This is a genomic window from Streptomyces sp. SYSU D01066-1, assembly GCF_054956795.1.
Map to the genome: position 1 here is coordinate 21,525 of NZ_JBUDHV010000031.1, position 24,716 is coordinate 46,240.

20 protein-coding genes are annotated in these 24,716 nt (G+C 72.8%); 11 read left to right on the forward strand and 9 right to left on the reverse strand.

What is annotated here, in order from left to right:
* Positions 1-145 precede the first annotated feature (145 nt).
* Positions 146-3,292: an isoleucine--tRNA ligase gene (ileS, locus tag ACY1JF_RS24110; protein WP_462707318.1), complete on the reverse strand. Its 3,147-nt coding sequence runs from the start codon at positions 3,290-3,292 to the stop codon at positions 146-148.
* A 976-nt stretch (positions 3,293-4,268) separates the two neighbouring features.
* Between ileS and ACY1JF_RS24115 the strand changes: the two genes are divergently transcribed.
* The 5 genes from ACY1JF_RS24115 to ACY1JF_RS24135 all read left to right on the forward strand — a co-directional run bounded on the left by ACY1JF_RS24115 (position 4,269) and on the right by ACY1JF_RS24135 (position 8,582).
* The gene (locus tag ACY1JF_RS24115; protein WP_462707319.1) at positions 4,269-4,811 is read left to right on the forward strand and encodes a TraR/DksA family transcriptional regulator; all 543 of its coding nucleotides are present in this window, start codon (positions 4,269-4,271) and stop codon (positions 4,809-4,811) included.
* Positions 4,812-4,861: 50 nt separating this feature from the next.
* Entirely contained in the window at positions 4,862-5,440 is a 579-nt protein-coding gene (lspA, locus tag ACY1JF_RS24120) for a signal peptidase II (protein WP_462707320.1), read from the forward strand.
* Positions 5,441-5,488: 48 nt separating this feature from the next.
* Complete coding sequence (locus ACY1JF_RS24125; protein ID WP_462707321.1) at positions 5,489-6,433, forward strand: RluA family pseudouridine synthase; 945 nt, start codon at positions 5,489-5,491, stop codon at positions 6,431-6,433.
* Positions 6,430-6,906 carry a GNAT family N-acetyltransferase gene (locus ACY1JF_RS24130; protein ID WP_462707322.1) on the forward strand — a complete coding sequence of 159 codons (477 nt, stop codon included), beginning with the start codon at positions 6,430-6,432 and terminating at the stop codon, positions 6,904-6,906. Before ACY1JF_RS24125 ends, ACY1JF_RS24130 begins: the two co-directional genes overlap by 4 nt.
* Before the next feature lie 89 nt (positions 6,907-6,995).
* Positions 6,996-8,582 carry a Na+/H+ antiporter gene (locus ACY1JF_RS24135; protein ID WP_462707323.1) on the forward strand — a complete coding sequence of 529 codons (1,587 nt, stop codon included), beginning with the start codon at positions 6,996-6,998 and terminating at the stop codon, positions 8,580-8,582.
* A 21-nt stretch (positions 8,583-8,603) separates the two neighbouring features.
* On the opposite strand, the gene ACY1JF_RS24140 is transcribed toward ACY1JF_RS24135, so the two are convergent.
* Positions 8,604-9,728: a mechanosensitive ion channel family protein gene (locus ACY1JF_RS24140; protein WP_462707324.1), complete on the reverse strand. Its 1,125-nt coding sequence runs from the start codon at positions 9,726-9,728 to the stop codon at positions 8,604-8,606.
* 142 nt (positions 9,729-9,870) lie between these two features.
* Here ACY1JF_RS24140 and ACY1JF_RS24145 point away from each other — a divergent pair, with 142 nt between their 5' ends.
* Positions 9,871-10,464, forward strand: coding sequence for a dienelactone hydrolase family protein (locus ACY1JF_RS24145; RefSeq protein ID WP_462707325.1), 594 nt, complete (start codon positions 9,871-9,873; stop codon positions 10,462-10,464).
* Positions 10,465-10,715: 251 nt separating this feature from the next.
* On the opposite strand, the gene ACY1JF_RS24150 is transcribed toward ACY1JF_RS24145, so the two are convergent.
* From ACY1JF_RS24150 to ACY1JF_RS24160, 3 genes are all read right to left on the reverse strand, one after another.
* Complete coding sequence (locus ACY1JF_RS24150) at positions 10,716-11,561, reverse strand: thioredoxin domain-containing protein (RefSeq protein ID WP_462707326.1); 846 nt, start codon at positions 11,559-11,561, stop codon at positions 10,716-10,718.
* A gap of 81 nt (positions 11,562-11,642) precedes the next feature.
* Positions 11,643-12,347 (reverse strand): hypothetical protein, encoded by a 705-nt coding sequence (locus ACY1JF_RS24155; RefSeq protein ID WP_462707327.1) that lies wholly within the window; start codon positions 12,345-12,347, stop codon positions 11,643-11,645.
* 72 nt (positions 12,348-12,419) lie between these two features.
* A complete protein-coding gene (locus ACY1JF_RS24160) occupies positions 12,420-13,757 on the reverse strand; it encodes a DUF2252 domain-containing protein (RefSeq protein ID WP_462707328.1) in 1,338 nt (445 codons plus the stop codon).
* A gap of 224 nt (positions 13,758-13,981) precedes the next feature.
* Between ACY1JF_RS24160 and dnaE the strand changes: the two genes are divergently transcribed.
* Entirely contained in the window at positions 13,982-17,521 is a 3,540-nt protein-coding gene (gene dnaE / locus ACY1JF_RS24165) for a DNA polymerase III subunit alpha (RefSeq protein WP_462707329.1), read from the forward strand.
* Positions 17,522-17,593: 72 nt separating this feature from the next.
* On the opposite strand, the gene ACY1JF_RS24170 is transcribed toward dnaE, so the two are convergent.
* Positions 17,594-17,761, reverse strand: coding sequence for a hypothetical protein (locus ACY1JF_RS24170; protein WP_462707330.1), 168 nt, complete (start codon positions 17,759-17,761; stop codon positions 17,594-17,596).
* Between the two features lie 222 nt (positions 17,762-17,983).
* Here ACY1JF_RS24170 and ACY1JF_RS24175 point away from each other — a divergent pair, with 222 nt between their 5' ends.
* From ACY1JF_RS24175 to ACY1JF_RS24190, 4 genes are all read left to right on the forward strand, one after another.
* Positions 17,984-19,201 (forward strand): NYN domain-containing protein, encoded by a 1,218-nt coding sequence (locus tag ACY1JF_RS24175; RefSeq protein ID WP_462707331.1) that lies wholly within the window; start codon positions 17,984-17,986, stop codon positions 19,199-19,201.
* Between the two features lie 120 nt (positions 19,202-19,321).
* The gene (locus ACY1JF_RS24180) at positions 19,322-20,296 is read left to right on the forward strand and encodes an ABC transporter ATP-binding protein (protein WP_462707369.1); all 975 of its coding nucleotides are present in this window, start codon (positions 19,322-19,324) and stop codon (positions 20,294-20,296) included.
* A gap of 107 nt (positions 20,297-20,403) precedes the next feature.
* Complete coding sequence (locus tag ACY1JF_RS24185) at positions 20,404-21,228, forward strand: ABC transporter permease (protein WP_462707332.1); 825 nt, start codon at positions 20,404-20,406, stop codon at positions 21,226-21,228.
* Positions 21,229-21,262: 34 nt separating this feature from the next.
* A complete protein-coding gene (locus tag ACY1JF_RS24190) occupies positions 21,263-21,925 on the forward strand; it encodes an AAA family ATPase (RefSeq protein ID WP_462707333.1) in 663 nt (220 codons plus the stop codon).
* Between the two features lie 323 nt (positions 21,926-22,248).
* On the opposite strand, the gene ybaK is transcribed toward ACY1JF_RS24190, so the two are convergent.
* Genes ybaK through ACY1JF_RS24205 form a run of 3 tightly spaced genes read right to left on the reverse strand, consistent with a single transcriptional unit; the run spans position 22,249 to position 24,610 of the window.
* Positions 22,249-22,749, reverse strand: coding sequence for a Cys-tRNA(Pro) deacylase (gene ybaK / locus ACY1JF_RS24195; protein WP_462707334.1), 501 nt, complete (start codon positions 22,747-22,749; stop codon positions 22,249-22,251).
* Between the two features lie 26 nt (positions 22,750-22,775).
* Positions 22,776-23,516 carry an LON peptidase substrate-binding domain-containing protein gene (locus ACY1JF_RS24200; RefSeq protein ID WP_462707335.1) on the reverse strand — a complete coding sequence of 247 codons (741 nt, stop codon included), beginning with the start codon at positions 23,514-23,516 and terminating at the stop codon, positions 22,776-22,778.
* 11 nt (positions 23,517-23,527) lie between these two features.
* On the reverse strand, positions 23,528-24,610 hold the full coding sequence (locus tag ACY1JF_RS24205; protein WP_462707336.1) for a hypothetical protein: 1,083 nt from the start codon (positions 24,608-24,610) through the stop codon (positions 23,528-23,530).
* Between the last annotated feature and the right edge of the window lie 106 nt (positions 24,611-24,716).

The window sequence follows — 24,716 nt, forward strand, 5'->3', positions numbered from 1 at the left end:
CGGCGCCGTAGCCGGCGGTGTTCAAGGCGGGCCCCGGGTTCTCGAACCCGGGGCCCGCCTCGCGTCGTTCCCGCGAAAGGGCGCGGACGGTACGCGAGAGGCCCGGCTCCCCGGTGCGTCGCGGGAGCCGGGCCTCTCGTGCCGTCTACGCCTTGCGGAGGCGGAACGTCAGGGACAGGCCCGCGTCCGTGAAGGCGTCCCCGTACGTGCCGTCCGCCTCGCCCTCGGCGAAGTCGGTGGCCAGCACCTCGTCGGCGATCAGGGCCGAGTGCCCGGTCAGGGCGGCGACGACCGCCGGGTCCGTGGCCGTCCAGCGCAGGGCGATGCGGTCGGCGACGTCCAGGCCGCTGTTCTTGCGGGCCTCCTGGATCAGGCGGATCGCGTCCCGGGCGAGGCCCGCGCGGCGCAGCTCCTCGGTGATCTCCAGGTCGAGGGCGACCGTGGCACCGGAGTCGGAGGCGACCGACCAGCCCTCGCGCGGGGTCTCCGTGATGATCACCTCGTCGGGAGCGAGGGTGATCGTCTCACCGTCGACCTCCACCGAGGCCGTGCCCTCCCGCAGGGCGAGGGAGAGCGCCGCCGCGTCCGCGTCCGCCACGGCCCTGGCGACGTCCTGGACGCGCTTGCCGAACCGCTTGCCCAGCGCGCGGAAGTTGGCCTTGGCGGTGGTGTCGACCAGGCTGCCGCCGACCTCGCTGAGGGAGGCGAGGGACTCGACGTTCAGCTCCTCCGTGATCTGCGCGTGCAGTTCGGGGGAGAGCGCGTCGAAGCCCGCCGCCGCGACCAGCGCACGCCGGAGCGGCTGGCGGGTCTTGACGCCGGACTCCGCGCGGGTGGCGCGGCCCAGTTCGACCAGGCGCCGGACCAGGACCATCTGCTGCGACAGCTCCGGGTCGACGGCGGTGAGGTCGGCCTCCGGCCAGGCGGACAGGTGCACGGACTCCGGGGCGCCCGGGGTGACCGGCACGATCATGTCCTGCCAGACCCGCTCGGTGATGAACGGCGTCAGCGGGGCCATCAGCTTGGTGACCGTCTCGACGACCTCGTGCAGGGTGCGCAGCGCAGCCTTGTCGCCCTGCCAGAAGCGGCGGCGGGAACGGCGTACGTACCAGTTGGACAGGTCGTCGACGAACGCGGACAGCAGCTTGCCGGCGCGCTGGGTGTCGTAGCCCTCCAGGGCCTGGGTCACCTGGTCGGTGAGGGCGTGCAGTTCGGACAGCAGCCAGCGGTCCAGGACGGGGCGGTCGGCCGGGGCCGGGTCGGCCCCGCTCGGCGCCCAGCCCGAGGTGCGGGCGTACAGGGCCTGGAAGGCGACCGTGTTCCAGTACGTGAGGAGCGTCTTGCGGACGACCTCCTGGATGGTGCCGTGGCCGACGCGGCGGGCCGCCCACGGGGAGCCGCCGGCCGCCATGAACCAACGGACCGCGTCGGCGCCGTGCTGGTCCATCAGCGGGATCGGCTGGAGGATGTTGCCCAGGTGCTTGGACATCTTGCGGCCGTCCTCGGCGAGGATGTGGCCCAGGCAGACGACGTTCTCGTAACTCGACTTGTCGAAGACCAGGGTGCCGATGGCCATGAGGGTGTAGAACCACCCTCGCGTCTGGTCGATGGCCTCGCTGATGAACTGCGCCGGGTAGCGGGACTCGAACAGTTCCTTGTTCTTGTACGGGTAGCCCCACTGCGCGAACGGCATCGAGCCCGAGTCGTACCAGGCGTCGATGACCTCCGGCACGCGCGTGGCCGTCTTGCCGCAGCCGTCGTGGCGGCAGGCGAAGGTGACCTCGTCGATGTACGGGCGGTGGGGGTCCAGGCCCGACTGGTCGGTGCCGGTCAGCTCGGTCAGCTCGGCGCGGGAGCCGACGACGGTGAGGTGGTCGTCCGCGCAGCGCCAGACGGGCAGCGGGGTGCCCCAGTAGCGGTTGCGGGAGAGCGCCCAGTCGATGTTGTTGTTCAGCCAGTCGCCGTACCGGCCGTTCTTGACCGAGTCGGGGAACCAGTTGGTCTTCTCGTTCTCCGCGAGGAGACGGTCCTTGACCGCCGTGGTGCGGATGTACCAGGACGGCTGCGCGTAGTAGAGCAGCGCGGTGTGGCAGCGCCAGCAGTGCGGGTAGCTGTGCTCGTAGGGGAGGTGCCGGAAGAGCAGGCCGCGGCGGTCGAGGTCCTCGGTGAGCTGTTCGTCGGCCTTCTTGAAGAAGACGCCGCCGACCAGGGGGAGGCCCTCCTCGAAGGTGCCGTCGGGGCGGACCGGGTTGACGATCGGCAGGCCGTAGGAGCGGCAGACCCTGAGGTCGTCCTCACCGAAGGCGGGGGACTGGTGGACCAGGCCCGTGCCGTCCTCGGTGGTGACGTAGTCGGCGTTGACGACGTAGTGGGCCGGCTCGGGGAACTCGACCAGCTCGAACGGGCGCCGGTAGGTCCAGCGCTCCATCTCGGCGCCGGTGAAGGTCTGCCCGGTGGTCTCCCAGCCCTCGCCGAGGGCCTTCGCCACGAGGGGGGCGGCGACGACGAGCTTCTCGGCGCCGTTCGTGGCGACGACGTAGGTGACCTCGGGGTGGGCCGCCACCGCCGTGTTGGAGACCAGGGTCCACGGCGTGGTCGTCCACACCAGGAGGGCGGCCTCGCCGGCCAGCGGGCCGGAGGTGAGCGGGAAGCGGACGTAGACGGAAGGGTCGACGACCGTCTCGTAGCCCTGGGCCAGCTCGTGGTCGGACAGGCCCGTGCCGCAGCGGGGGCACCAGGGGGCGACGCGGTGGTCCTGGACGAGGAGGCCCTTGTCGAAGATCTTCTTCAGGGACCACCAGACGGACTCGACGTACTCCGGGTCCATCGTGCGGTACGCGTCGTCGAGGTCGACCCAGTAGCCCATGCGGGTCGTCAGCTCGGTGAAGGCGTCGGTGTGGCGGGTCACCGACTCGCGGCACTTGGCGTTGAACTCCGCGATGCCGTACGCCTCGATGTCCGGCTTGCCGCTGAAGCCCAGCTCCTTCTCCACCGCCAGCTCCACGGGCAGACCGTGGCAGTCCCAGCCGGCCTTGCGGCCGACGTGATAGCCGCGCATGGTGCGGAAGCGGGGGAAGACGTCCTTGAAGACGCGGGCCTCGATGTGGTGGGCGCCCGGCATGCCGTTGGCGGTGGGCGGACCCTCGTAGAACACCCATTCGGGGCGGCCCGCGGACTGCTCCAGGCTCTTGGCGAAGATCTTCTGCTCGCGCCAGAAGTCGAGCACCGCGTGTTCGAGCGCGGGCAGGTCGACCTGGGCGGGTACCTGGCGGTACAGCGGCGGCGTATTCAACGCGTTTCCTCCGGCGGACGTGCTGCCTTCCGTCGGAGGGACGAGAGCGTCGTGCTCCCGCGGTACCACCCTCCTTGGCTCCCGGTGCGCCCTGTGCGCCGGTGAGCCCCCTCATTGGGGTCGCGATGCCGGGTCTACTCGCCGCGCCCGGTCCGGTGCGGCTTTCTTCCGGCGGCTCCGGGGTGATCTTCGCGTCGGGCTCGCCCCCGGGCTCACACCGTCCCCGGGTCGCTCTGGGCTGCGTACGCCGCTACTCGTCCCCATCCACGCTTTTCGCTCCGCCCAGTGTACGGCGCCCGGCGGACAGCGGCCGACCGGTTTCCGGACCGGCATACCCGGCGGGGAGCTGGGCACAACGGATGCAGGCCCGCCGAGCGGGGCGGTACGCCCCGTTGCCGCGGGACTCAAGTCGATTTATCGTCCCAGCACGATTCGCGTGCAAGATCATGGTTTGTGAAGGGGCCGCGGCATGGTGGCGAAGAAGACCGCCGTACGGCACTCGGGGTCCGGCGGACCCGCTCGTGCCCCGGCCCCCGGAACCCCCGGCTCCGCCGATGGGATGGGGGAGGGGGCGGGCGGGAAGAGGAGCACGCGGGGCGGGGGGAAGGCCGGGGTGAGGAGGACGGCGGAGGGGACGGGGGCCGGGGCGGGCGGTGAAGCGGGCGGCGGAGCGGGGGGTGCGGCGTCGGCCGGGGAGGCGGTCGCTGGGAAGGGCGCGGCGAGGAGGACGGCGGCGAGGAGAACCGCGACGAGGACGACTGCGGAGAAGACAACGGAGACGGCCGCGGAGAAGACGGCGGAGACAACGGAGACGGCTGCGGAAAAAACGGCGGAGACAGCGAAGACGGCCGCGGAGAAGACGGCGGAGACAGCGAAGACGGCCGCGGCGAAGGCCGCCGCTGCCGAGAGGACCGCCGCGGGGAGGACCGCGGCCGGGAAGACCCCGGGGAAGAAGGTCGCGGCGGCGCCGGGTGGCGTGGCGGGGAAGAGCACGGCCAAGAAGGCGGGCGCGGCCGAGGCCGCGGAGCAGACGGGAGCCACGACGGTGGTTGCGAAGAAGACCCCTGACACGGCCACGGCGGCCACGACGGCGGTACCGAAGGCGCGGGGCGGCGCGGTGGAACCCGGCGACCTCGCGGTGCGCCCCGGCGAGAACCCGTGGACCCCCGAGGAGGTCGAGGAGGCGCGCGGGGAGCTGCGGTCCGAGGAGGCCCGGCTCCGCGCCGAGCTGGACTCCTCCGAGCGGGCGCTGCAGGGCCTGATGCGGGACCCGGGGGACGGCGCGGGGCACGACGAGGCGGACACCGGCACCAAGAACATCACGCGCGAGCACGAGCTGGCGCTGGCCGCCAACGCCCGCGAGATGCTCTCCCAGACCGAGCACGCCCTGGAGCTGCTGGAGGCGGGCACCTACGGGCTGTGCGAGCACTGCGGCGAGCCGATCGGCAAGGCCCGGATGCAGGCGTTCCCCAGGGCCACCCTGTGCGTGGAGTGCAAACAGAAGCAGGAGCGCCGCTGAGGCGTGCCGTAGTCTCTTCCCCAGTCAGGTACCTAGGTCGAGGGACTCACGTGGCAGAGGCGGAGCGCATCATCGGTACGCCGGACACCCCGGACGAGACGGGGGACGGGCAGCGGGAGGCCGCCGGCGCCGAGCGGCCCCGGGGCAGGCGGCGGATCGCCGTGCTGTTCGCGGTGGCCGTGTCCGCGTACGTCCTGGACCTGGTCAGCAAGATGATCGTGGTGGCGAAGCTGGAGCACCACGAGCCGATCGAGATCGTCGGGGACTGGCTGCGGCTGGTGGCGATCCGCAACGCGGGGGCCGCCTTCGGCATCGGCGAGGCGTTCACCGTGATCTTCACGGTGATCGCGGCGACCGTGATCGTCGTGATCGCCCGGCTCGCCCGCAAGCTCCACAGCCTGCCGTGGGCCATCGCGCTGGGCCTGCTGCTCGGCGGTGCGCTCGGCAACCTCACCGACCGGATCTTCCGTTCGCCGGGCGTCTTCGAGGGTGCGGTGGTCGACTTCATCGCGCCCAAGCACTTCGCCGTCTTCAACCTCGCCGACTCGGCGATCGTGTGCGGCGGCGTCCTGATCGTGCTGCTGTCCTTCCGGGGCCTGGACCCGGACGGCACCGTCCACAAGGACTGAGCACCTGCCGGTCGGGGAGTGTCGGTGCCGTCCGGCATACTCGACCGGGTGAGCACGCTTCCCGAGATCCGTACCCTGCCCGTGCCCGACGGCCTGGAGGGCGAGCGCGTCGACGCCGCCATCTCCCGCATGTTCGGCTTCTCCCGCACCAAGGCCGCCGAGCTGGCGGCGGCGGGGAAGGTGGCGGTCGACGGCTCGGTGGTCGGCAAGTCCGAGCGGGTGCGCGGCGGGGCCTGGCTGGAGGTCGAGATGCCGCAGGCGCCCGCGCCGGTCCAGGTGGTCGCCGAACCGGTCGAGGGCATGGAGATCGTCCACGACGACGAGGACGTGGTCGTCATCGTCAAGCCGGTCGGGGTGGCCGCCCACCCGTCGCCCGGCTGGACCGGCCCGACGGTCATCGGCGGGCTCGCCGCCGCCGGGTACCGGATCTCCACCTCCGGCGCCGCCGAGCGCCAGGGCATCGTGCACCGCCTCGACGTGGGCACCTCCGGGCTGATGGCGGTCGCCAAGTCGGAGCGCGCCTACACCTCGCTCAAGCGCCAGTTCAAGGAGCGCACGGTCGACAAGCGCTACCACACGCTGGTGCAGGGCCACCCCGACCCGACCAGCGGCACCATCGACGCGCCCATCGGCCGCCACCCGCAGCACGACTACAAGTGGGCGGTCACCGCCGAGGGCAAGCCGTCGGTGACGCACTACGACCTGATCGAGGCGTTCCGCGCGGCCTCCCTGCTCGACGTGAAGCTGGAGACCGGCCGCACCCACCAGATCCGCGTCCACATGGCCGCCCACCGCCACCCCTGCGTCGGCGACCTGACCTACGGCGCCGACCCGACCCTCGCCAAGCGGCTGCGCCTGACCCGCCAGTGGCTGCACGCCGTCCGGCTCGGCTTCGAGCACCCCGGCACCGGCGACTGGGCGGAGTACGCCAGCGACTACCCGGACGACCTCCAGCAGGCCCTGGACCGGGTCCGGGAGGAGACCTACGCATGAGCGGCGGTACACCCGTGTACGCGGTGCGCGTCGCCGAGGACCCCGCCGACCGCGAGGCGTGCTTCGCGGTGCGCAAGGAGGTCTTCGTCGCCGAGCAGGGCGTCGACGAGGAGATCGAGTACGACGCCTACGACGCCGTCGCCACGCACGTCCTGGCGGTCCGCGAGGACGGCGTGCCGCTCGGGACCGGGCGGCTGCTGACCGGGGAGGCGGCGGCCGGGAAGACCGGCGGCGACCCGGGTGTGGGGTCGCTGGGGCGGCTCGCCGTGACCCGGGCGGCGCGGGGGCTGGGCGTCGGGGCCGCGCTGGTGCGGGCCATCGAGGACGCGGCACGCGCGCGGGGGCTCACGGCGGTGGACCTGCACGCGCAGACCCACGCCCTCGGTTTCTACGAGCGGCTCGGCTACACGGCGTACGGTCCGCGGTTCCCCGACGCGGGGATAGCGCACCGCGCGATGCGACGCGTGCTGTGACCCGAGGTTCTCGACGGGGCGACGGGGAAGGCGAGGTGGCAGGCTGGAAGCCTGCCGTGTGATCGCCGAGACCTCTCAGGAGCGCTGACGTGGACCAGCTGGCCCTGTTGTTCGTGCTGTTGCTCGGGGCCCTGCTGAGCGTCCCGGTCGGTGACCGGTTCGGGCTGCCGGCGCCGGTGCTGATGACGGTGTTCGGCATCGTGCTGGCGCTGCTGGAGTTCGTGCCCAACGTCGACATCCCGCCGGACCTCATCCTGCCCGCCCTGCTCCCGCCGCTGCTGTACGCCGCCGTGCGGCGCACCTCCTGGCGGCAGTTCGCGGCCAACAAACGGCCCATCTTCCTGCTGGCCGTCGCCCTGGTCCTCGTCACCATGAGCTGCGTGGCCGCGGTGGCCCACGCCATCCTGCCGGGCCTCGGCCTCGCCGCCGCCTTCGCGCTCGGGGCGCTGGTGGCGCCGCCCGACCCGGTCGCGGCCACGGCCGTCGCCGGGCAGCTCGGACTGCCCCGGCGGCTGGTGTCCATCCTGGAGGGCGAGGGGCTCTTCAACGACGTCACGGCCATCGTCCTGTACAACGTCGCCATCGCCGCCGCCGTCGGCGGGACCTTCTCGCCGTGGTCGGCCGGGCGCGACCTGGTGCTGTCCGCCGTGGTCGCCGTCGCCGTCGGCCTGATGCTCGGGTGGGCGACCAACAGGGTCCTCGGCCTGCTGGAGGACGCGACCCTCCAGATCGGGCTGACGCTGCTGGTCCCGTACGCCTCCTACGTCCTGGCCGAGGAACTGCACGGCTCCGGGGTGCTGGCCGTGCTCACCACCGCGATGTTCCTCGCCGAGTACGCCGCCGACGCCGACGACGTGCTGACCCGGCTGGCCGGGCACACCGTCTGGGACGTCGTCGACACCCTGGTCACCGGGGTCGCCTTCGGGCTGATCGGCCTGGAGCTGCACAACGCGGTGCGGACCGCGTCCGGGCACTGGTCCGAGCTGCTGAGCTGGTCGGGGGCGGTGGTGGGGGTGGTGGTCCTGGTGCGGCTGCTGTGGCTGCTGCCGGCGACCTGGCTGACGAAACGGCTGCACGCCAGGCGGGACCGGGACGAGGACATCCCGATGAGCCTGCGCGAGACCGTCGTCATGTGGTGGGCGGGGATGCGCGGGGTGGCCTCGGTGGCGCTGGCCCTGGCGATCCCGCTGGAGACGGAGGACGGGTCGCCCTTCCCGCACCGCGAGGAGATCATCTTCATCGCGTTCGGGGTGATCCTGGTGACGCTGCTGGTGCAGGGGCTCACCTTGCCCTGGCTGGTCAGGCGGCTGCGGGTGACGGCCGACACCGAGCAGGAGAAGGAGTTCGAGCGCGCCCTCGCCCGGCGCGCGGCCAAGGCGGCCCGGCAGCGGCTGCGCGAGATCGAGGCGGTCGAGGAACTGCCGGAGGAGCTGACCGAGCAGATGCTGCGGCGGGCCCTCGACATCGGCCTGCGGATCAGCCCGGAGATCGGTGACGAGGAGCGGCGCGAGGCGCACCAGCAGCGGGCGCGGCGGATCAAGCGGCTCCGCCGCATCCAGGGCGAGATGCTGAGCGCCGCCCGGCACGAGGTGCTGGCCGCGCGCAGCGAACCCGGCGCCGATCCGGAGATCGTCGACCGGGTGCTGCGGCACCTGGACGTACGCAGCCTGCGCTGATCGCCCGCGGGGCCGGCCGGGTCAGTGCGGCCGGCCGTGGGCCGGCTGGTGCGGCAGGCGGCGTGCCACGCCGTCGGGGGAGGACTTGCGCAGGGAGGCGCGGCCGGGCGGGAGGGCCGCGTCGGCCGTGTTGACGCGGGGCAGGGCGTAGGGGTGCTCGGCGGCCAGCCAGCGGATCATCTGCTCGCGCACCTCGACCCGTACCGTCCAGATGTCGTCCGCGTCCTTGGCCGTCACCAGCGCCCGCACCTGCATGGTGTTGGGGGTGGTGTCGGTGACGGTCAGGTTGTACGCGCGGCCGTCCCAGGCCGGGCACTGGCGCAGGATGTCACGGAGCCGCTCGCGCATCGCGTCCACCGGCGCCGTGTGGTCCAGGTACCAGAAGACGGTGCCGGTCATCTGCGGGGTGCCGCGCGACCAGTTCTCGAACGGCTTGGACGTGAAGTACGACACCGGCATGGTGATCCGGCGCTCGTCCCAGGTGCGCACGGTCAGGAAGGTCAGCGTGATCTCCTCGACCGTGCCCCACTCGCCGTCCACCACCACCGTGTCGCCGATGCGCACCATGTCGCCGAACGCGATCTGGAACCCGGCGAACATGTTGCTGAGCGTGGTCTGCGCGGCGATGCCGGCCACGATGCCCAGCACCCCGGCCGAGGCCAGCAGCGAGGCGCCGGCCGTGCGCATCTCCTCGAACGTCAGCAGCATCGACGCCACCGCCACCACGCCGACCACCGCGGAGACCACCCGCATGATCAGCGACACCTGGGTGCGCACCCGGCGCACCCGGGCCGGGTCGCGCTGGGCGCGGGCGTGGGCGTAGCTGGAGTACGACGTCTCCACGACCGCCGCGGCGATCCGCACCACCAGCCAGGCGGCCGAGCCGATCAGCACCAGCGTCAGTATGTGGCCGACCAGGCCGCGGTGGACGGGGAAGACCTGGGCCTCGATGTACGAGCCTCTCAGCAGCGCCGCGCAGAGCAGCAGCTGGTAGGGGATGCGGGCGCGGCGCAGCAGCCCCCACAGGGGTGTCTCGTGATGCCGCTCGTCGGCCTTGCGCAGCAGCCGGTCGGTGGCCCAGCCGATGACCAGTGTGAGCACCACCGAGCAGCCGACCACGATCAGGGGGCGGAGTATGTTCTCCATCCCAGGAACGTAACCGGCACCGGCGGACCTGAACATGCGGCCCCGGACCCGAAGGTGTGACATATGCGACGTGAGGGGCGCCCCGGGCCGCTCCGGCGGGAGCGCGGGCCGCGTCGTCGGAGCCGGCTGGCACGATGGCCCCATGAACATCGTGCTCTTTCACTCGACCTTCGGTCTCCGGCCCGCGGTGCGCCAGGCCGCCGACCGGCTGCGTGACGCCGGTCACCAGGTGTGGACGCCCGACCTCTTCGAGGGCCGGACGTTCGACACGGTGGAGGAGGGGAGGGAGCACAACGAGAGCATCGGGCGCCAGGAGCTGCTGAAGCGGGCGGTGCTGGCCGCCGCCCCGTACTCGGAGCGGGGCCTGGTCTACGCCGGGTTCTCGCTCGGCGCCTCCGTCGCGCAGACCCTCGCCCTCGGCGACCGGCGGGCCCGCGGGCTGCTGCTCCTGCACGGCACCTCGGACATCGCCCCCAACGCCTCGGTGGACGACCTGCCGGTGCAGCTGCACGTCGCCGAGCCCGACCCGTTCGAGACGGACGACTGGCTCAGCGCCTGGTACCTCCAGATGGGCCGGGCCGGCGCCGACGTGGAGGTGTACCGGTACGCCGGGGCCGGCCACCTCTACACCGACCCCGGCCTGCCCGACTACGACGCCCAGGCCGCCGAGGCCACCTGGCGGACGGCGCTCGGTTTCCTCGACACGCTCCAGCACGGGGCCCGGAGCGGGGCGTAGGGCCCGGCGGGCGCCGCCGCGCGCGTGGTGCGAGCGCGCCCGGGTGCGGGCGGCGCCGTGCGGGAAGGCGGGCGCCGCGCCGGCCGCCGCCTCGACGGCGATGCGGCGGCCGGGAGCGTTCCCGGGGGGTTCCGGCCGGCTGGCCGCGGCCGGTCGGGCCACGGGCCGGCGAGCCGGGGGAGCGGATGGACCGGCGGGGGTCCACCGGCTCCCCCGGCGTCCCTTCAGGGTGTCCCTCCAGCTTCAGGGCGTCACTTCAGGGCGGCGCCGACCACCTCGGTGAACTCGGCGGCGGTCATCGGCGCGTTGCCGCTGGAGGTCTGGAGCCGCTCGCCGTCCATCACGAGGCTCGGGGTGCCGGTGACGCCGTCCTTGTTCTTGTTGAAGGCGTCGGACATGGCCAGCGCCCAGGCGTCGTAGGTGCCCTTCTGCACGGCGTTCTGGAACTCGGCGTTGTCCTTCAGCGCCGGGACGGTGTCGGCGACCTTGATCAGGTAGTCGTCGTCCTTGAACTTGTCGTCGCTCTCCTCGGGGTGCCACTTGGCCGAGTAGAGCGCCGACTTGTACTTCAGGAACGCCTCCGGGCTCACGTTCAGCGCGGCGCCCAGGGCGCTCAGGGCGTTCTTGGAGCCCTCGCCGTTCGAGCCGACCGAGAACTCGCCGTCCTTCTCGGTGTCACCGTCGAGGAAGGTGCCGCCGACGAACTGGACCTTGTACTTGCCGGCCTCGACGTCCTTCTCCAGGGTCGAGCCGGCCGCCTGCTCGAACGCGGCGCAGATCGGGCAGCGCGGGTCCTCGTAGACCTTCAGGGTCTTCTTGGCGCTGTCCTCGCCGATGACCACGGTGGTGCCGTCCTTGCCCGTGGTGTTGGCCGGGGCGACGACCTTCGACTCGTCGGCCACCGTCTCCCAGTGGGTGGGCTTGTTGGCCTGCACGACGGCGTAGCCGATGCCGCCGGCTATCGCCAGGACGCCGACGATGGAACAGGCGACGATGATCTGCCGCTTGGCCTTGTCGCGCTTGGCCTGGCGCTCGCGCTCCAGGCGCAGCCGCTCCCGGGCCGCCGTCTTCTGCTGCTGGCTGTTTCGCTTGCTCATGGTGTCGTGGACTCCGTGGGGAGGCGCGCGCGAGCGCGCGCGGGGGTGGGCTGGGGGACTGCCGGTACCGGTGTCGGGTGGTCACCCGAAGGCGGCCGAGTACGGCGGTCCGCGCCGTCCCAGGGAGTGGGTGAGGACGCGGTCGCGGGCGGTGGCGGTGCGGCGGACCGGAGGCGCCGGGCGGCGCGGGGCGGGGACCGGGCGTACGGTGACCGCCGCGGCGGCGAGCAGCAGCGGCCGGAACGTGGTGGCGACAGCCGCCCGCAGCAGCTGGGCCAGCGCGCTCTCGCCGTGCCGCAGCCAGGCGGCGGCGAGCAGGCCGACGCCGACGTGCGCGGCCAGCAGCAGCCAGGCCGTGCCGGGGGCCGCGTCGGCGAGCAGGGCCTCCAGCCGGTCGGTGCCGGCGCCGGTCACCCGGGTCAGCGGGCTGGTGACGCCGGCGTGGACGGCGGTGCCGTCGCCGCACAGCACGTCGAGGCCGACCGAGCGCAGCGGACCCGCGACCGGGCCCCCCGCCGGGCCGTAACAGACGTGCTGGCCGGTGGTGAGGACCGTGTCGGCGGCCAGCTCCAGCGGGATGAGCAGGGCGGCGATCCCGCCGTAGGAGCGCTCGCGGCCCGCCAGGGCGTACGCGGCCAGGAACACACCGGCCGCGACCAGGGCCACGGTGGGCAGCGGCAGCGGGACCCCGGACAGCACCACGTGCGACGCGGTGCCGAGGGTCACGACGAGTGCCGTGAACAGCGCCGCGCGTACGGCTCTGAGCGGGGTCCCGGATATGTCCATGGCGTAGAGAGTGTGTCACGGGCTCCGGTAAAAGAACCCTAAAGGAGGGTGGGAAAGCCGGCTGCCGGGGACTCAGAGACCCGGGATCCGGCCGTTGCGGAACAGGTCGACGAAGATCTGGTGGTCGGCACGCGCGCGTGCCCCGTAGCCGTGCGCGAACTCCACCAGCAGGGGCGCGAAGCCGTCCTCGTCGGCCGCGATCGCCGCGTCGATGGCCCGTTCCGTGGAGAACGGCACCAGCGACTCGCCGGACTGGTCGTCGGCCGCCGCGTGCATCGCGGCCGTGGCCCGGCCGAGGTCGGCGACCACCTCGGCGATCTCCTCCGGGTCGTCGATGTCGTTCCAGTCCAGGTCGACGGCGTACGGCGAGATCTCGGCGACCAGCTGGCCCGCGCCGTCCAGCTCGGTCCAGCCCAGCCACGGGTCGGCGTGCGCCTGCAGGGCGCGCTGGGAGATCACCGTGCGGTGGCCCTCGTGCTGGAAGTAGTCGCGGATCGCCGGGTCGGTGATGTGCCGCGAGACGGCCGGGGTCTGGGCCTGCTTGACGTAGATGACGACGTCGTTCTCCAGGGCGTCGCTGTTGCCCTCCAGGAGGATGTTGTACGACGGCAGTCCGGCCGAGCCGATGCCGATGCCCCGGCGGCCCACCACGTCCTTGACCCGGTAGGAGTCCGGGCGGGTCAGCGAGGACTCCGGGAGCGTCTCCAGATAGCCGTCGAAGGCGGCCAGCACCTTGTAGCGGGTGGCCGCGTCCAGCTCGACGCTGCCGCCGCCGGGCGCGAAGCGGCGCTCGAAGTCACGGATCTCCGTCATCGAGTCCAGCAGTCCGAACCGGGTCAGCGAACGGGCGTCGCGCAGCGCGTCCAGCAGCGGCCCCTGGGCGGTGTCCAGGGTGAACGGCGGCACCTCGTCGCTCTTGGCACCGGTGGCCAGGGCGCGGATCCGCCGGCGGTAGGCGCTCGCGTACACCGTCACCAGTTCGGTGATCTGGTCGTCGCTGAGTGCCTTGGCGTACCCGATCAGCGCGATCGACGCCGCGAAGCGCTTGAGGTCCCAGGTGAAGGGGCCGACGTAGGCCTCGTCGAAGTCGTTGACGTTGAAGATCAGCCGGCCGGTGGAGTCCATGTACGTGCCGAAGTTCTCCGCGTGCAGGTCGCCGTGGATCCACACCCGGCTGGTCCGCTCGTCCAGGTACGGGCCGCGGTCGGCGCCCTCGTGGTCGGCGGCGTCCAGGTCGCGGTAGAACAGGCAGGCGGTGCCCCGGTAGAACGCGAAGGCCGACGCCGCCATCTTGCGGAACTTCACCCGGAACGCCGCCGGGTCGGCGGCCAGGAGGTCGCCGAAGGCGGTGTCGAAGACGGCGAGGATCTCCTCGTCGCGGTGCTCGTCACTGAGCTGCGGGACCGACATCGCGGGGTGCCTCCTGGTGCTGACGGTGCGTGTGCGCGCGTGGCGACTGGAAGGGATCTTCCGATCGGACCAACGTGTGACGGCGCGCGGGAGTGCCCGCGCGACGCCTCGCCCGAAGGTACGCGGACGGGGCCCCGGAGCGTCAGTGGCGAGGCATAGACTTCGACGCTGACCCCCCGGACTGCCCGCAGCCCGTCACCCCGAATTCGCCCAGGAGGCCGAACGTGTCCAAGCCGCCGTTCACGCACCTGCACGTCCACACCCAGTACTCGCTGCTGGACGGTGCCGCGCGGCTGAAGGACATGTTCGAGGCCTGCAACAACATGGGCATGACACACGTGGCCATGTCCGACCACGGCAACCTGCACGGGGCGTACGACTTCTTCCACACGGCGCAGAAGGCCGGTGTCACCCCGATCATCGGGATCGAGGCGTACGTCGCCCCCGAGTCGCGGCGCAACAAGCGCAAGATCCAGTGGGGTCAGCCGCACCAGAAGCGGGACGACGTCTCCGGTTCCGGCGGTTACACCCACAAGACGATGTGGGCGGTGAACAAGACCGGCCTGCACAACCTCTTCCGGCTCTCCTCCGACGCCTACGCCGAGGGCTGGCTGCAGAAGTGGCCCCGGATGGACAAGGAGACGATCTCCCAGTGGTCCGAGGGGATCGTCGCCTCCACCGGCTGCCCCTCCGGCGAGGTGCAGACCCGGCTGCGGCTCGGCCAGTTCGACGAGGCGCTCAAGGCCGCCGCCGACTACCAGGACATCTTCGGCAAGGACAAGTACTTCCTGGAGCTGATGGACCACGGCATCGACATCGAGCACCGGGTCCGCGACGGCCTGCTGGAGATCGGCCGCAAGCTCGGCATCCCGCCGCTGGTCACCAACGACTCGCACTACACCTACGCGCACGAGGCGACCGCCCACGACGCGCTGCTGTGCATCCAGACCGGCAAGAACCTCTCCGACCCCGACCGCTTCAAGTTCGACGGCACCGGCTACTACCTGAAGTCCACGGAGGAGATGTACGCCATCGACTCCTCCGACGCCTGGCAGGAGGGCTGCGCCAACACGCTCCTGGTCGCCGAGATGGTCGACACCACGGGCATGTTCGTCAAGCGCGACCTGATGCCCAAGTTCGACATCCCCGAGGGCTACACCGAGGTCACCTGGTTCCAGGAGGAGGTCCGCCGCGGCATGGAACGCCGCTACCCGGGCGGCGTCCCCGAGGACCGCCAGAAGCAGGCCGAGTACGAGATGGACGTCATCATCCAGATGGGGTTCCCGGGCTACTTCCTGGTCGTCGCCGACTTCATCATGTGGGCCAAGAACCAGGGCATCGCGGTCGGCCCCGGCCGGGGCTCCGCGGCCGGTTCGATCGTGGCGTACGCCATGGGCATCACCGACCTCGACCCGATCCCGCACGGCCTGATCTTCGAGCGGTTCCTCAACCCCGAGCGCGTCTCCATGCCCGACGTCGACATCGACTTCGACGAGCGCAGGCGCGTCGAGGTGATCCGGTACGTGACGGAGAAGTACGGCGCCGACAAGGTCGCCATGATCGGCACCTACGGCAAGATCAAGGCGAAGAACGCCATCAAGGACTCCGCGCGCGTGCTGGGCTACCCGTACGCGATGGGCGACCGGCTCACCAAGGCGATGCCCGCCGACGTCCTCGGCAAGGGCATCGACCTCAACGGCATCACGGACCCCTCCCACCCCCGCTACAGCGAGGCCGGCGAGATCCGCTCGATGTACGAGAACGAGCCGGACGTCAAGAAGGTCATCGACACCGCCAAGGGCGTCGAGGGCCTGGTCCGGCAGATGGGCGTGCACGCGGCCGGCGTGATCATGTCCAGCGAGCCGATCGTCGACCACGCCCCGATCTGGGTGCGGCACACCGACGGCGTGACCATCACCCAGTGGGACTACCCGCAGTGCGAGTCGCTCGGCCTGCTGAAGATGGACTTCCTCGGCCTGCGCAACCTGACGATCATGGACGACGCCGTCAAGATGGTGAAGTCCAACAAGGGCGTCGAGCTGGACCTGCTCTCCCTGCCGCTGGACGACCCCAAGACCTTCGAGCTGCTCCAGCGCGGCGACACCCTCGGCGTCTTCCAGTTCGACGGCGGACCCATGCGCTCCCTGCTGCGCCTGATGAAGCCCGACAACTTCGAGGACATCTCCGCCGTGTCGGCCCTGTACCGCCCGGGCCCGATGGGCATGGACTCGCACACCAACTACGCGCTGCGCAAGAACGGCCTCCAGGAGATCACCCCGATCCACAAGGAGCTGGAGGAGCCCCTCGAAGAGGTCCTGGCGGTCACCTACGGCCTGATCGTCTACCAGGAGCAGGTGCAGAAGGCCGCGCAGATCATCGCCGGCTACTCGCTCGGCGAGGCCGACATCCTGCGCCGCGTGATGGGCAAGAAGAAGCCCGACGAACTGGCGAAGAACTTCGTCCTCTTCCAGGCCGGCGCCCGCAAGAACGGCTACAGCGACGAGGCGATCCAGGCCCTGTGGGACGTGCTGGTCCCGTTCGCCGGCTACGCCTTCAACAAGGCGCACTCGGCCGCGTACGGCCTGGTCTCGTACTGGACCGCCTACCTGAAGGCCAACTACCCGGCCGAGTACATGGCCGCCCTGCTCACCTCGGTCAAGGACGACAAGGACAAGTCGGCCGTCTACCTGAACGAGTGCCGGCGCATGGGCATCAAGGTGCTGCCGCCCAACGTCAACGAGTCGATGGCCAACTTCGCCGCCCAGGGCGACGACGTGATCCTCTTCGGCCTCTCCGCGGTGCGCAACGTGGGCACCAACGTCGTCGAGTCGATCATCAGGACCCGCAAGGCGAAGGGGAAGTACGCCTCCTTCCCCGACTACCTGGACAAGGTCGAGGCGGTCGTCTGCAACAAGCGGACCACCGAGTCGCTGATCAAGGCCGGCGCCTTCGACGAGCTGGGCCACACCCGCAAGGGCCTCACCGCGCAGTACGAACCGATGATCGACAACGTGGTCGCGGTCAAGCGCAAGGAGGCCGAGGGCCAGTTCGACCTCTTCGGCGGCATGGGCGACGAGCAGGCCGACGAGCCCGGCTTCGGCCTGGACGTGGAGTTCTCCACCGAGGAGTGGGACAAGACCTACCTCCTCGCCCAGGAGCGGGAGATGCTCGGCCTCTACGTCTCCGACCACCCGCTCTTCGGCCTGGAGCACGTGCTGTCCGACAAGGCCGACGCGGGCATCTCCCAGCTCACCGGCGGCGACTTCGGGGACGGCGCGGTCGTCACCATCGGCGGCATCATCTCCGGCCTCCAGCGCAAGATGACCAAGCAGGGCAACGCCTGGGCGATCGCCACCGTCGAGGACCTCGCCGGTTCCCTGGAGTGCATGTTCTTCCCGGCGACCTACCAGCTGGTGTCGACCCAACTCGTCGAGGACGCCGTGGTGTTCGTCAAGGGCCGCCTTGACAAGCGCGAGGACGTGCCGCGCCTGGTGGCGATGGAGCTCCAGGTCCCCGACCTGTCCAACGCGGGCGCCAACGCGCCCGTGGTGCTCACCATCCCGGCCACCCGGGTCACCCCGCCGATGGTCAGCCGCCTCGGGGAGATCCTCACCCACCACCGGGGTGACAGCGAGGTCCGGATCAAGCTCCAGGGCCCCACGAAGACGACGGTGCTGCGCCTGGACCGGCACCGGGTCAAGCCCGACCCGGCGCTCTTCGGCGATCTGAAGGTGCTGCTGGGCCCGTCCTGTCTGGCGGGCTGAGCCGCCGGCCCGGCCGAGGGGCGCGTCCGCTGCCGGACGCGCCCCTCGGTGCCTACCGGCGCTCCGTGGCCGTCAGTTGTGACCGAAGCGCTTCTGCCGCTTGCCGCGGACGGCGGTGTCGGCGTGCGCCAGCGCCGGGGCGAGCTGCTCCTCCGAGGCCACGGCGACGGACCGGTCCGCCCGCTGAGCACGCTCGGAACGGGACTGCTTACGATCACGGTTGTTCTTGTTCTTGGCCATGACAGTGCCTCCTGTGGGGAAATCAGTGGCCAGAGCCTCGACCAGATTCACATAGGCCGATAAAGAACGCATATTGGACAATCACCGTCGGTGACCCGCTCCACCGGGACGCCCGGACCGCAAACGCCACGCCGAAGATCGAGTTCCGGCCGTTAACCCCCGCGCGGTCGGGCAGACTCGAGGCAAGCCCGAAGCAAACCTCCCGGAAAGAGGGTGGAAAGCGTGGACCGCTGCATCGTCCTGGTGGACGCCGGGTATCTGCTGGGGGCCGCCGCCAGTCTCCTCGCCGGGGAACCCTCGCGGTCCCGCATCACCGTCGACCACGCCGCCCTCATCCAGGGGCTGCGCGAACGCGCCCAGGCCGACACCCAGCAGCCCCTGCTGCGCATCTACTGGTTCGACGGCGCCCCCGACCGCGTCCCGCAGCCCGAACACCGCCGGCTGCGCGTGATGCCCCGGGTCACCGTCCGGCTCGGCGCGCTGACCCGCAGCGACGGCCGCTGGGCGCAGAAGGGCGTGGACGCCGCGATGCACGCCGAGCTGACCGAGCTGGCCCGCAACCGGGCCTGCTCCGACATCGTCCTGGTCACCGGCGACGGTGACCTGCTGCCGGGCATGATGGCCGCCAAGGAGCACGGCGTCGCCGTCCACCTGTGGGCCGTGCAGGCCGCCGACGGCGACTACAACCAGTCCGAGGACCTGGTCGCCGAGGCCGACGAGCGGCGCGTCCTGGACCGCGCCTGGATCACCCAGGCCGTGCGCGCCAAGGAACTGACCGGGGTGTGCGCGCCGCCGCCGGTGCCCCGGCCGGAGATCGCCGCGATCCTCTCCGCGCCGCTGCCCGAGTCCGCGCTCGCCGCCGCCGAGCGGCCCGCGGAGGAGCGCCCGCACCCCGCCCCGTCCGCCTCCCGCAACGGCGCGGGACCGGAGGACCGCGGCCCCGCCCCCAAGGGCGTCCCCACCCCCAAGGACCTCGCCGCCCTGCGCGCCCCCGGCCCCCAGCCCGCCCACCAGCCCCCCGGGAGCGCCACCCTGCGCTGGTCCTCCGACAAGGGCTGGGTCGACCGGCCGGCCGCCGAGCCCCCCGAGGCCGCCTCCATGCCGACGCTGGCCCAGCTCACCACCGCCGAACAGCGGTGGGCCGACCGGGAGGAGGACATCACCACGGTCGGCGGCGACCCGTACGAGGTCGGACAGGTCTTCGCCCGCCGCTGGGTGGAGCGCCTCGGCGACCAGGGGCACCTCCAGAGGCTGTCCGGCATGTACCCCCGCGTCCCGCACCGCATCGACGGCGAGCTGCTGCGCTACGCGGCCCGCTTCGGGCTGCTCGCCCACAAGGACGACCAGATCGACGAGCAGGACCGGTACGCCATCCGGGCCGGGTTCTGGCGCGAGATCGGGGTGCGGACGGCGGTGGAGCACGGTCCGGCGACCGGGTGAGAACCCCGCCGGACCCGCCCCCGTGGGCCGCCCCGGGCGCGGCCCGGGCGCGCGCACCCCGTAGGCTCGTCCCTTGTGAGTACGCGCGCGGCACAGGCACCTCGACCCGGTGGCGATGCCGTGTGCGTGGTGCGGGGGCTGACCAAGACCTATCCGGCGGTACGCGGCCGGCGCGGCACCCCCGCCACCCCCGAGGTGCGGGCCACCGACGACGTGGCGCTGGACATCGCGCGCGGCGAGATCTTCGGCCTGCTCGGTCCGAACGGGGCCGGCAAGTCCACCCTGGTGCGGCAGCTGACCGGGCTGATGCGGCCCGACTCCGGGACCGTGCGCATCCTCGGCCACGACATCGTCCGCCACCCCGAGCGGGCCGCGCGCGTCCTCGCCTACCTCGGGCAGGAGTCCACCGCCCTGGACGAACTGACGGTCTGGCTCGCCGCCGAGACCACCGGGCGGCTGCGCGGACTCGACGCCCGGCTCGCGCGCGAGCGGACCGGCGCCGTCCTCGACGAACTCGGCCTCACCCCGATCGCCTCCCGCGCCCTGAAGAAGCTCTCCGGCGGCCAGCGGCGGCTGGCCTGCTTCGCCACCGCGCTGGTGGGGGAGCGGCCGCTGCTCGTCCTGGACGAGCCGACCACCGGCATGGACCCGGTGGCCCGCCGGGCCGTCTGGGCCGCCGTCGACCGGCGCCGCGCCGAGCACGGCACGACGGTGCTGCTGGTCACCCACAACGTCATCGAGGCGGAGACGGTCCTGGACCGGGTCGCGGTCCTGGACCGGGGCCGGGTGATCGCCTGCGACTCACCGGCCGGCCTGAAGGAGAAGGTGGCCGGCGAGGTCCGGGTCGACCTGGTGTGGCGGGACGCGGCCCCGCTGCACGTCCCCGAGGTGGCCGCGCTGCGCGACCGCGTCGCCGAGTCGGGCCGCCGCTGGACGCTGCGGCTGGCGCCCGAGGAGGCCCGCGCGGTGGTCGCCACGGTCACCGGAGGAGCCGCCTTCGCCGCCCTGGACGACTTCACGCTGGCCACGCCCAGCCTGGAGGACGTCTACCTGGCGCTGGGCGGCGCGGCCCGGCAGGGGCTGGTGAGAGCGTGAACGCCAGGGCGGTGAGCACACCCGCCGCCGGATCCGTACCCGTGCGCGAACCCGTGTCCGCGCAGACCGGACAGGACGCCCGCCGGAGCGAAGAGGAGCAGCGCGACGTGAGTGTCGTACCCGCCGATGCCCTGCCGGGCGGTGTCCTGGCCGCCGGGGAGCGGGCCGCGCCCGCCGCGGCCGAGCTGGGGCCCCGGGCGCGGCTGTGGCCCTCCCTGGCGGCCGTCTACCGGGCGCAGCTGTCGCGGGCCCGCGTCGCGCGGATCCCGCTGCTGTTCGTGGCCACCTTCCAGTCCGTCGGCATCATGATCCTGATGCGCGGGGTGGTGGACGGCGGCGCGGAGGCACAGGCCGTGGTCGCCGGTTCGGCGGTCCTGGTCGTCGCGTTCGTCGCGCTGAACCTGCTGGCCCAGTACTTCGGCCAGCTCCGCGGCAGCGGCGGTCTCGACCACTACGCCACCCTGCCGGTGCCGCCGGCCGCGGTGGTGCTGGGCGCGGCGGGGGCGTACGCCTCCTTCACCGTGCCGGGGACCGTGGTCACGGCGGTGTTCGGCTGCGTGCTGTTCGGGCTGCCGCTCACCCACCTGTGGGTGCTGGTGGCCGTGATCCCGCTGGCCGGCGCCGCGCTGGCCGGGCTGGGCGCGGCGCTGGGCCTGCTCGCGCCCCGGCCGGAACTGGCCACGCTGCTGGGCCAGCTGGGCATGTCGGCGGCGCTGCTGCTCGGGGTGCTGCCCGCCGGCCGGATGCCGGAGGCGGTGCGGTTCGCCCGGGACCTGCTGCCGTCGACGTACGGCGTGGAGGCGTTCGCGCGGACGTTCGAGGGGCGGGTCGACTGGGCCCTCGTCCTCGCCGACCTCGCGGTGTGCGGGGTGGTCGGCGTGGTCTCGCTGGCCGTCGCCACCTGGGCCTACCGTCGGGCGGCCGTCCGGTGACGCGCCGCACAGACGGGCCTGGCACGATGGCGGGGTGACCGCACCGCTGACTCCTCCTCCGCCACCCCACGAACACTCGTCCGCGTCCCACCGGGGACAGCCGGTGCCGCCGCCCGCCGGGGCGTACGCGGCCGACGGCGCGTACGGCCGGCCCGGCGGGCAGGACGGTCCGGGACTGAGGACCGAAGTGCGGCAGGCCGCCGTGGCCGCGGTGGCGGTGGCGGTGTCCGGGGCGCTGCTCGGCGTGCTGTGGTGGTGGCTGGCGCCGACCGTGCCGCTCGTCGGTGACGTGGTGGACAAGAGCTGGGTGGTCTACCTCAAGGACTCCGAGGGCGAGCAGGCGGTCGGCGTCGACGGCACGTTCACGCTGCTCGCGCTGGCCTTCGGGGTGCTCAGCGCGCTGGTCGTCTTCCTGGCGCGGCGGCACGGCGGCGTACCGCTGGTCGTGGCGCTCGGCGTCGGCGGGCTGCTGGGCGCGCTGCTGGCCTGGCGGCTCGGGGTGTGGCTCGGGCCGACGCAGGACGTGATCGCGCACGCGCGCGAGGCGGGCAGGGGAGAGACGTTCCCGGCGCCGCTGAAGCTCGGGGCCAAGGGGGCGCTGCTGGCGTGGCCGCTGGCCGGGCTGCTGGCGCACCTGGGGCTGACGGCGCTGTTCACGCCTGGGGACCCGGAGCCCCACGAGGTGCCGGAGGGCTGATCGCGTCCCCGGGCGCGGCGCCGTCGCGGCCGACCGCGCCCGGACGGCGGCCCGGACCGGGCCCCGCGCCCCTTCGGGGCGCTCCCGAGCCGCCCGGCGGCCCTGACGCGGCGACGGGCGCCGGTCAGGGGCCAGGGAGGTTCTGGCGGATCTCCGCGGCGCCGCGGCGTTCGGCACGCTCCCCCAGAGGGGGTGTCCCCACTTGCCGTGCGGTGCGCAGGGCCGGGTGGCTCCGCCGCCTGACCCTGCGCACCGCACTCCCCGGGGGCCCGGAGCACGTACCGAACGCCGCTCCCTCTGCCACGGAGATCCGTCAGGAGACCCTAGGCGCGGCCCACGGGAGCGAGGACCGCGCCGGTCAGCTCGGCCAGGTCGGCGGGGGACAGTTCGATCTCCAGACCCCGGCGGCCCGCCGAGACGCAGATCGTGGGGTGGGCCGGCGCCGAGTCGTCCAGGACCGTGGGCAGCCGCCTGCGCTGGCCGAGGGGGGAGATGCCGCCCCGGACGTAGCCCGTGGTGCGCTCCGCGAGGACCGGGTCGGCCATCGCCGCCCGCTTGCCGCCCACCGCCGCGGCCAGCGCCTTCAGGTCCAGCGTGCCGGCGACCGGGACCACCGCGACCGTCAGCCGCCCGTCGACGTCCGCCACCAGCGTCTTGAAGACCCGCTCCGGCGGGACGCCCATCGCCTCGGCCGCCTCCTCGCCGTAGGACGGGTGGGCGGGGTCGTGGTCGTAGGAGTGGACCGTGTACGCCACCCCGGCCGCCGTCAGGGCCACCGTCGCCGGCGTGCCCCCCGGTTGCTGCTTCTTCGCCTTCTTCGCCATGGTCGGCAGGTACCTCGGTCGTGTGGTCAGTTCAGGCTCGTCGGGCCGCGCGTCAGCTCCGACGCGGGCAGTGACGGCAGCGTACGGATGACAGCCGTCTCGGTGCGAAGGAGTTTCAGCTCGTCACGGAGGCGGGAGGCGGTGTCGGGCGCCTGGAGCAGCCGCTGCTTGGTCGGCGTGTCCAGCATCATCGCGGCGGCCACCAGGTACGACACCACGCCCGGCTCGTCCGGCAGGTCGGCGCCGGTGGTCAGCGACCGCTCCCGCGCCCCCGCCAGCCGCTTCTGGTACTGGCGGAACGCCCGCAGCACGCCCTCCGCCAGCGCGCCGGCCTCGTCGCCGGGCTCCTCGCCCAGGTGCTCCGCCTCGGCCGTCAGGAACGGGCCGGAGGCGTCCACGGACAGCAGCCGCACCCGGCTCGTGCCGGTCGCCAGCACCTCGAAGGTGCCGTCGGGCCGCTCCCGGATCGTGGCGGCCTCGGCCACGCAGCCGACCCTGTGCAGGGCCTTGGCCGGGTCGGGGCCGAACCCCGCGGCGGCCCCGCGCTCGGGCACCGCCGTCGGATCGGGCAGGCCCGGCAGGCTCGGCGCCACCTCGTGGCCGTCGCGGATCGCCACGACGGCGAACCGGCGCGGTTCCTCCTCGGGGGTCTTCAGCAGCTCGCGCATCATGGCGCGGTAGCGCTCCTCGAAGACGTTGAGCGGAAGCACCAGCCCCGGGAACAGCACCGAGTTCAGGGGGAAGAGCGGAAGCCGGACGGTGGTCACGGTCCAGAAGCCTAATGCGCGCCGGGACCGGCGTGAGAACCGCGCCCCGCGCAGACCGCCACCGGCGCCTTCCCGGCCACCGCCGCGTGGACGCCGTCGCGCACCTGGAGGAACCGGCTGAGCGGGTCGTCGGCCTCCCGCTCCCAGGGGAAGGAGGTGGCGTAGGGGCCGGCCAGCCGCAGTTGCTCCAGGGCGTCCGGCCAGCGCTCCAGCCGGACCAGGACGTAGACGAGCAGGTTTCGCAGCTCCGCCGGCCACGGGTCGGCCGCCGGCTGGGCCGCCGACAGCGCGAGGGCGAGATCGGCCGCCGTGTCCAGCCGGGCCCGCCCCACCGCGTCCGCGCCGCCCTCGGTCAGGCACCGGAAGGCCGCCCGCAGCGGCAGCGCCCGCAGCGCCGCGCCCTCGGGGGCGTCCCGGGCCGCCGTCTCGGCGAAGTCCATGCACGCGCGGTGGGCGCCCGGCGAGGCGGCGGCCAGGTACTCGAGGGCCGCGACGTGGCAGCCGTAGTGGTGCGGGCAGCGGCGCACCGCCTCGGCCCACAGCCGCTCGAACTCGGCGTGCCCGGCGTGCCGCCCCCGCGCCGCGTCCAGCGCGACCCGCCAGGGCACCGGGTCCCGGCCGCTGTTCTCGGCGGTGTCCGTGACCATCGGGGTGATCTGCCGCAGCAGTTCCACGCGGTCCGGGGAGTCCCAGCACCGGTCCACCGCCAGCCGCACGGTGACCAGCCGGCCGTCCGGGTCCTCGGGGGCGGCGGTGTGCCAGGCCCGCAGCCACTCGGGGCGGGAGCGCGCGAAGGCCGCCAGCCGGGCCGCGTACCGGTCCCGGTGCTCCCACCGCTCCCGCGCACGGGTGCCGGCCAGCAGCGCGGCGGCGGGTCCGTGCGCACCGTGCGCCGCGGCGACCAGCGCGGGCGCCAGCCGGTCGTCGGGCACGTCGAGGAGCACCTCGTCCCCGGCCGGGGAACCGGCCGGAACACCGGTCGGGCCACCGGCCGGAACACCGGTCCGGTGGCCGGCCGCCGGGTGGAGGGAGGCACCTCGCAGCCGAGTCGTGCGGCGGAGGAACGCGCGTAGACGGGCCATGGTGTCGACCATTGAAAGTGCGCAGCTCGGAACGGCGCCAGGGGGTTCACCGAACCTGTGGAAAGTTGTATGGGAGGTGGCAAAGGGAGAGTAAAAGGTGAAGATTTCTCGCGTCTCG

Coding starts and splice junctions, on each gene's coding strand:
- ACY1JF_RS24205 (WP_462707336.1), bottom strand. CDS start 24,610: ATGGTCGACACCATGGCCCGTCTACGCGCGTTCCTCCGCCGCACGACT.
- ACY1JF_RS24150 (WP_462707326.1), bottom strand. CDS start 11,561: ATGAGCAAGCGAAACAGCCAGCAGCAGAAGACGGCGGCCCGGGAGCGG.
- ACY1JF_RS24160 (WP_462707328.1), bottom strand. CDS start 13,757: ATGTCGGTCCCGCAGCTCAGTGACGAGCACCGCGACGAGGAGATCCTC.
- ACY1JF_RS24140 (WP_462707324.1), bottom strand. CDS start 9,728: ATGGAGAACATACTCCGCCCCCTGATCGTGGTCGGCTGCTCGGTGGTG.
- ACY1JF_RS24155 (WP_462707327.1), bottom strand. CDS start 12,347: ATGGACATATCCGGGACCCCGCTCAGAGCCGTACGCGCGGCGCTGTTC.
- ybaK (WP_462707334.1), bottom strand. CDS start 22,749: ATGGCGAAGAAGGCGAAGAAGCAGCAACCGGGGGGCACGCCGGCGACG.
- ACY1JF_RS24145 (WP_462707325.1), top strand. CDS start 9,871: ATGAACATCGTGCTCTTTCACTCGACCTTCGGTCTCCGGCCCGCGGTG.
- ACY1JF_RS24170 (WP_462707330.1), bottom strand. CDS start 17,761: ATGGCCAAGAACAAGAACAACCGTGATCGTAAGCAGTCCCGTTCCGAG.
- ACY1JF_RS24130 (WP_462707322.1), top strand. CDS start 6,430: ATGAGCGGCGGTACACCCGTGTACGCGGTGCGCGTCGCCGAGGACCCC.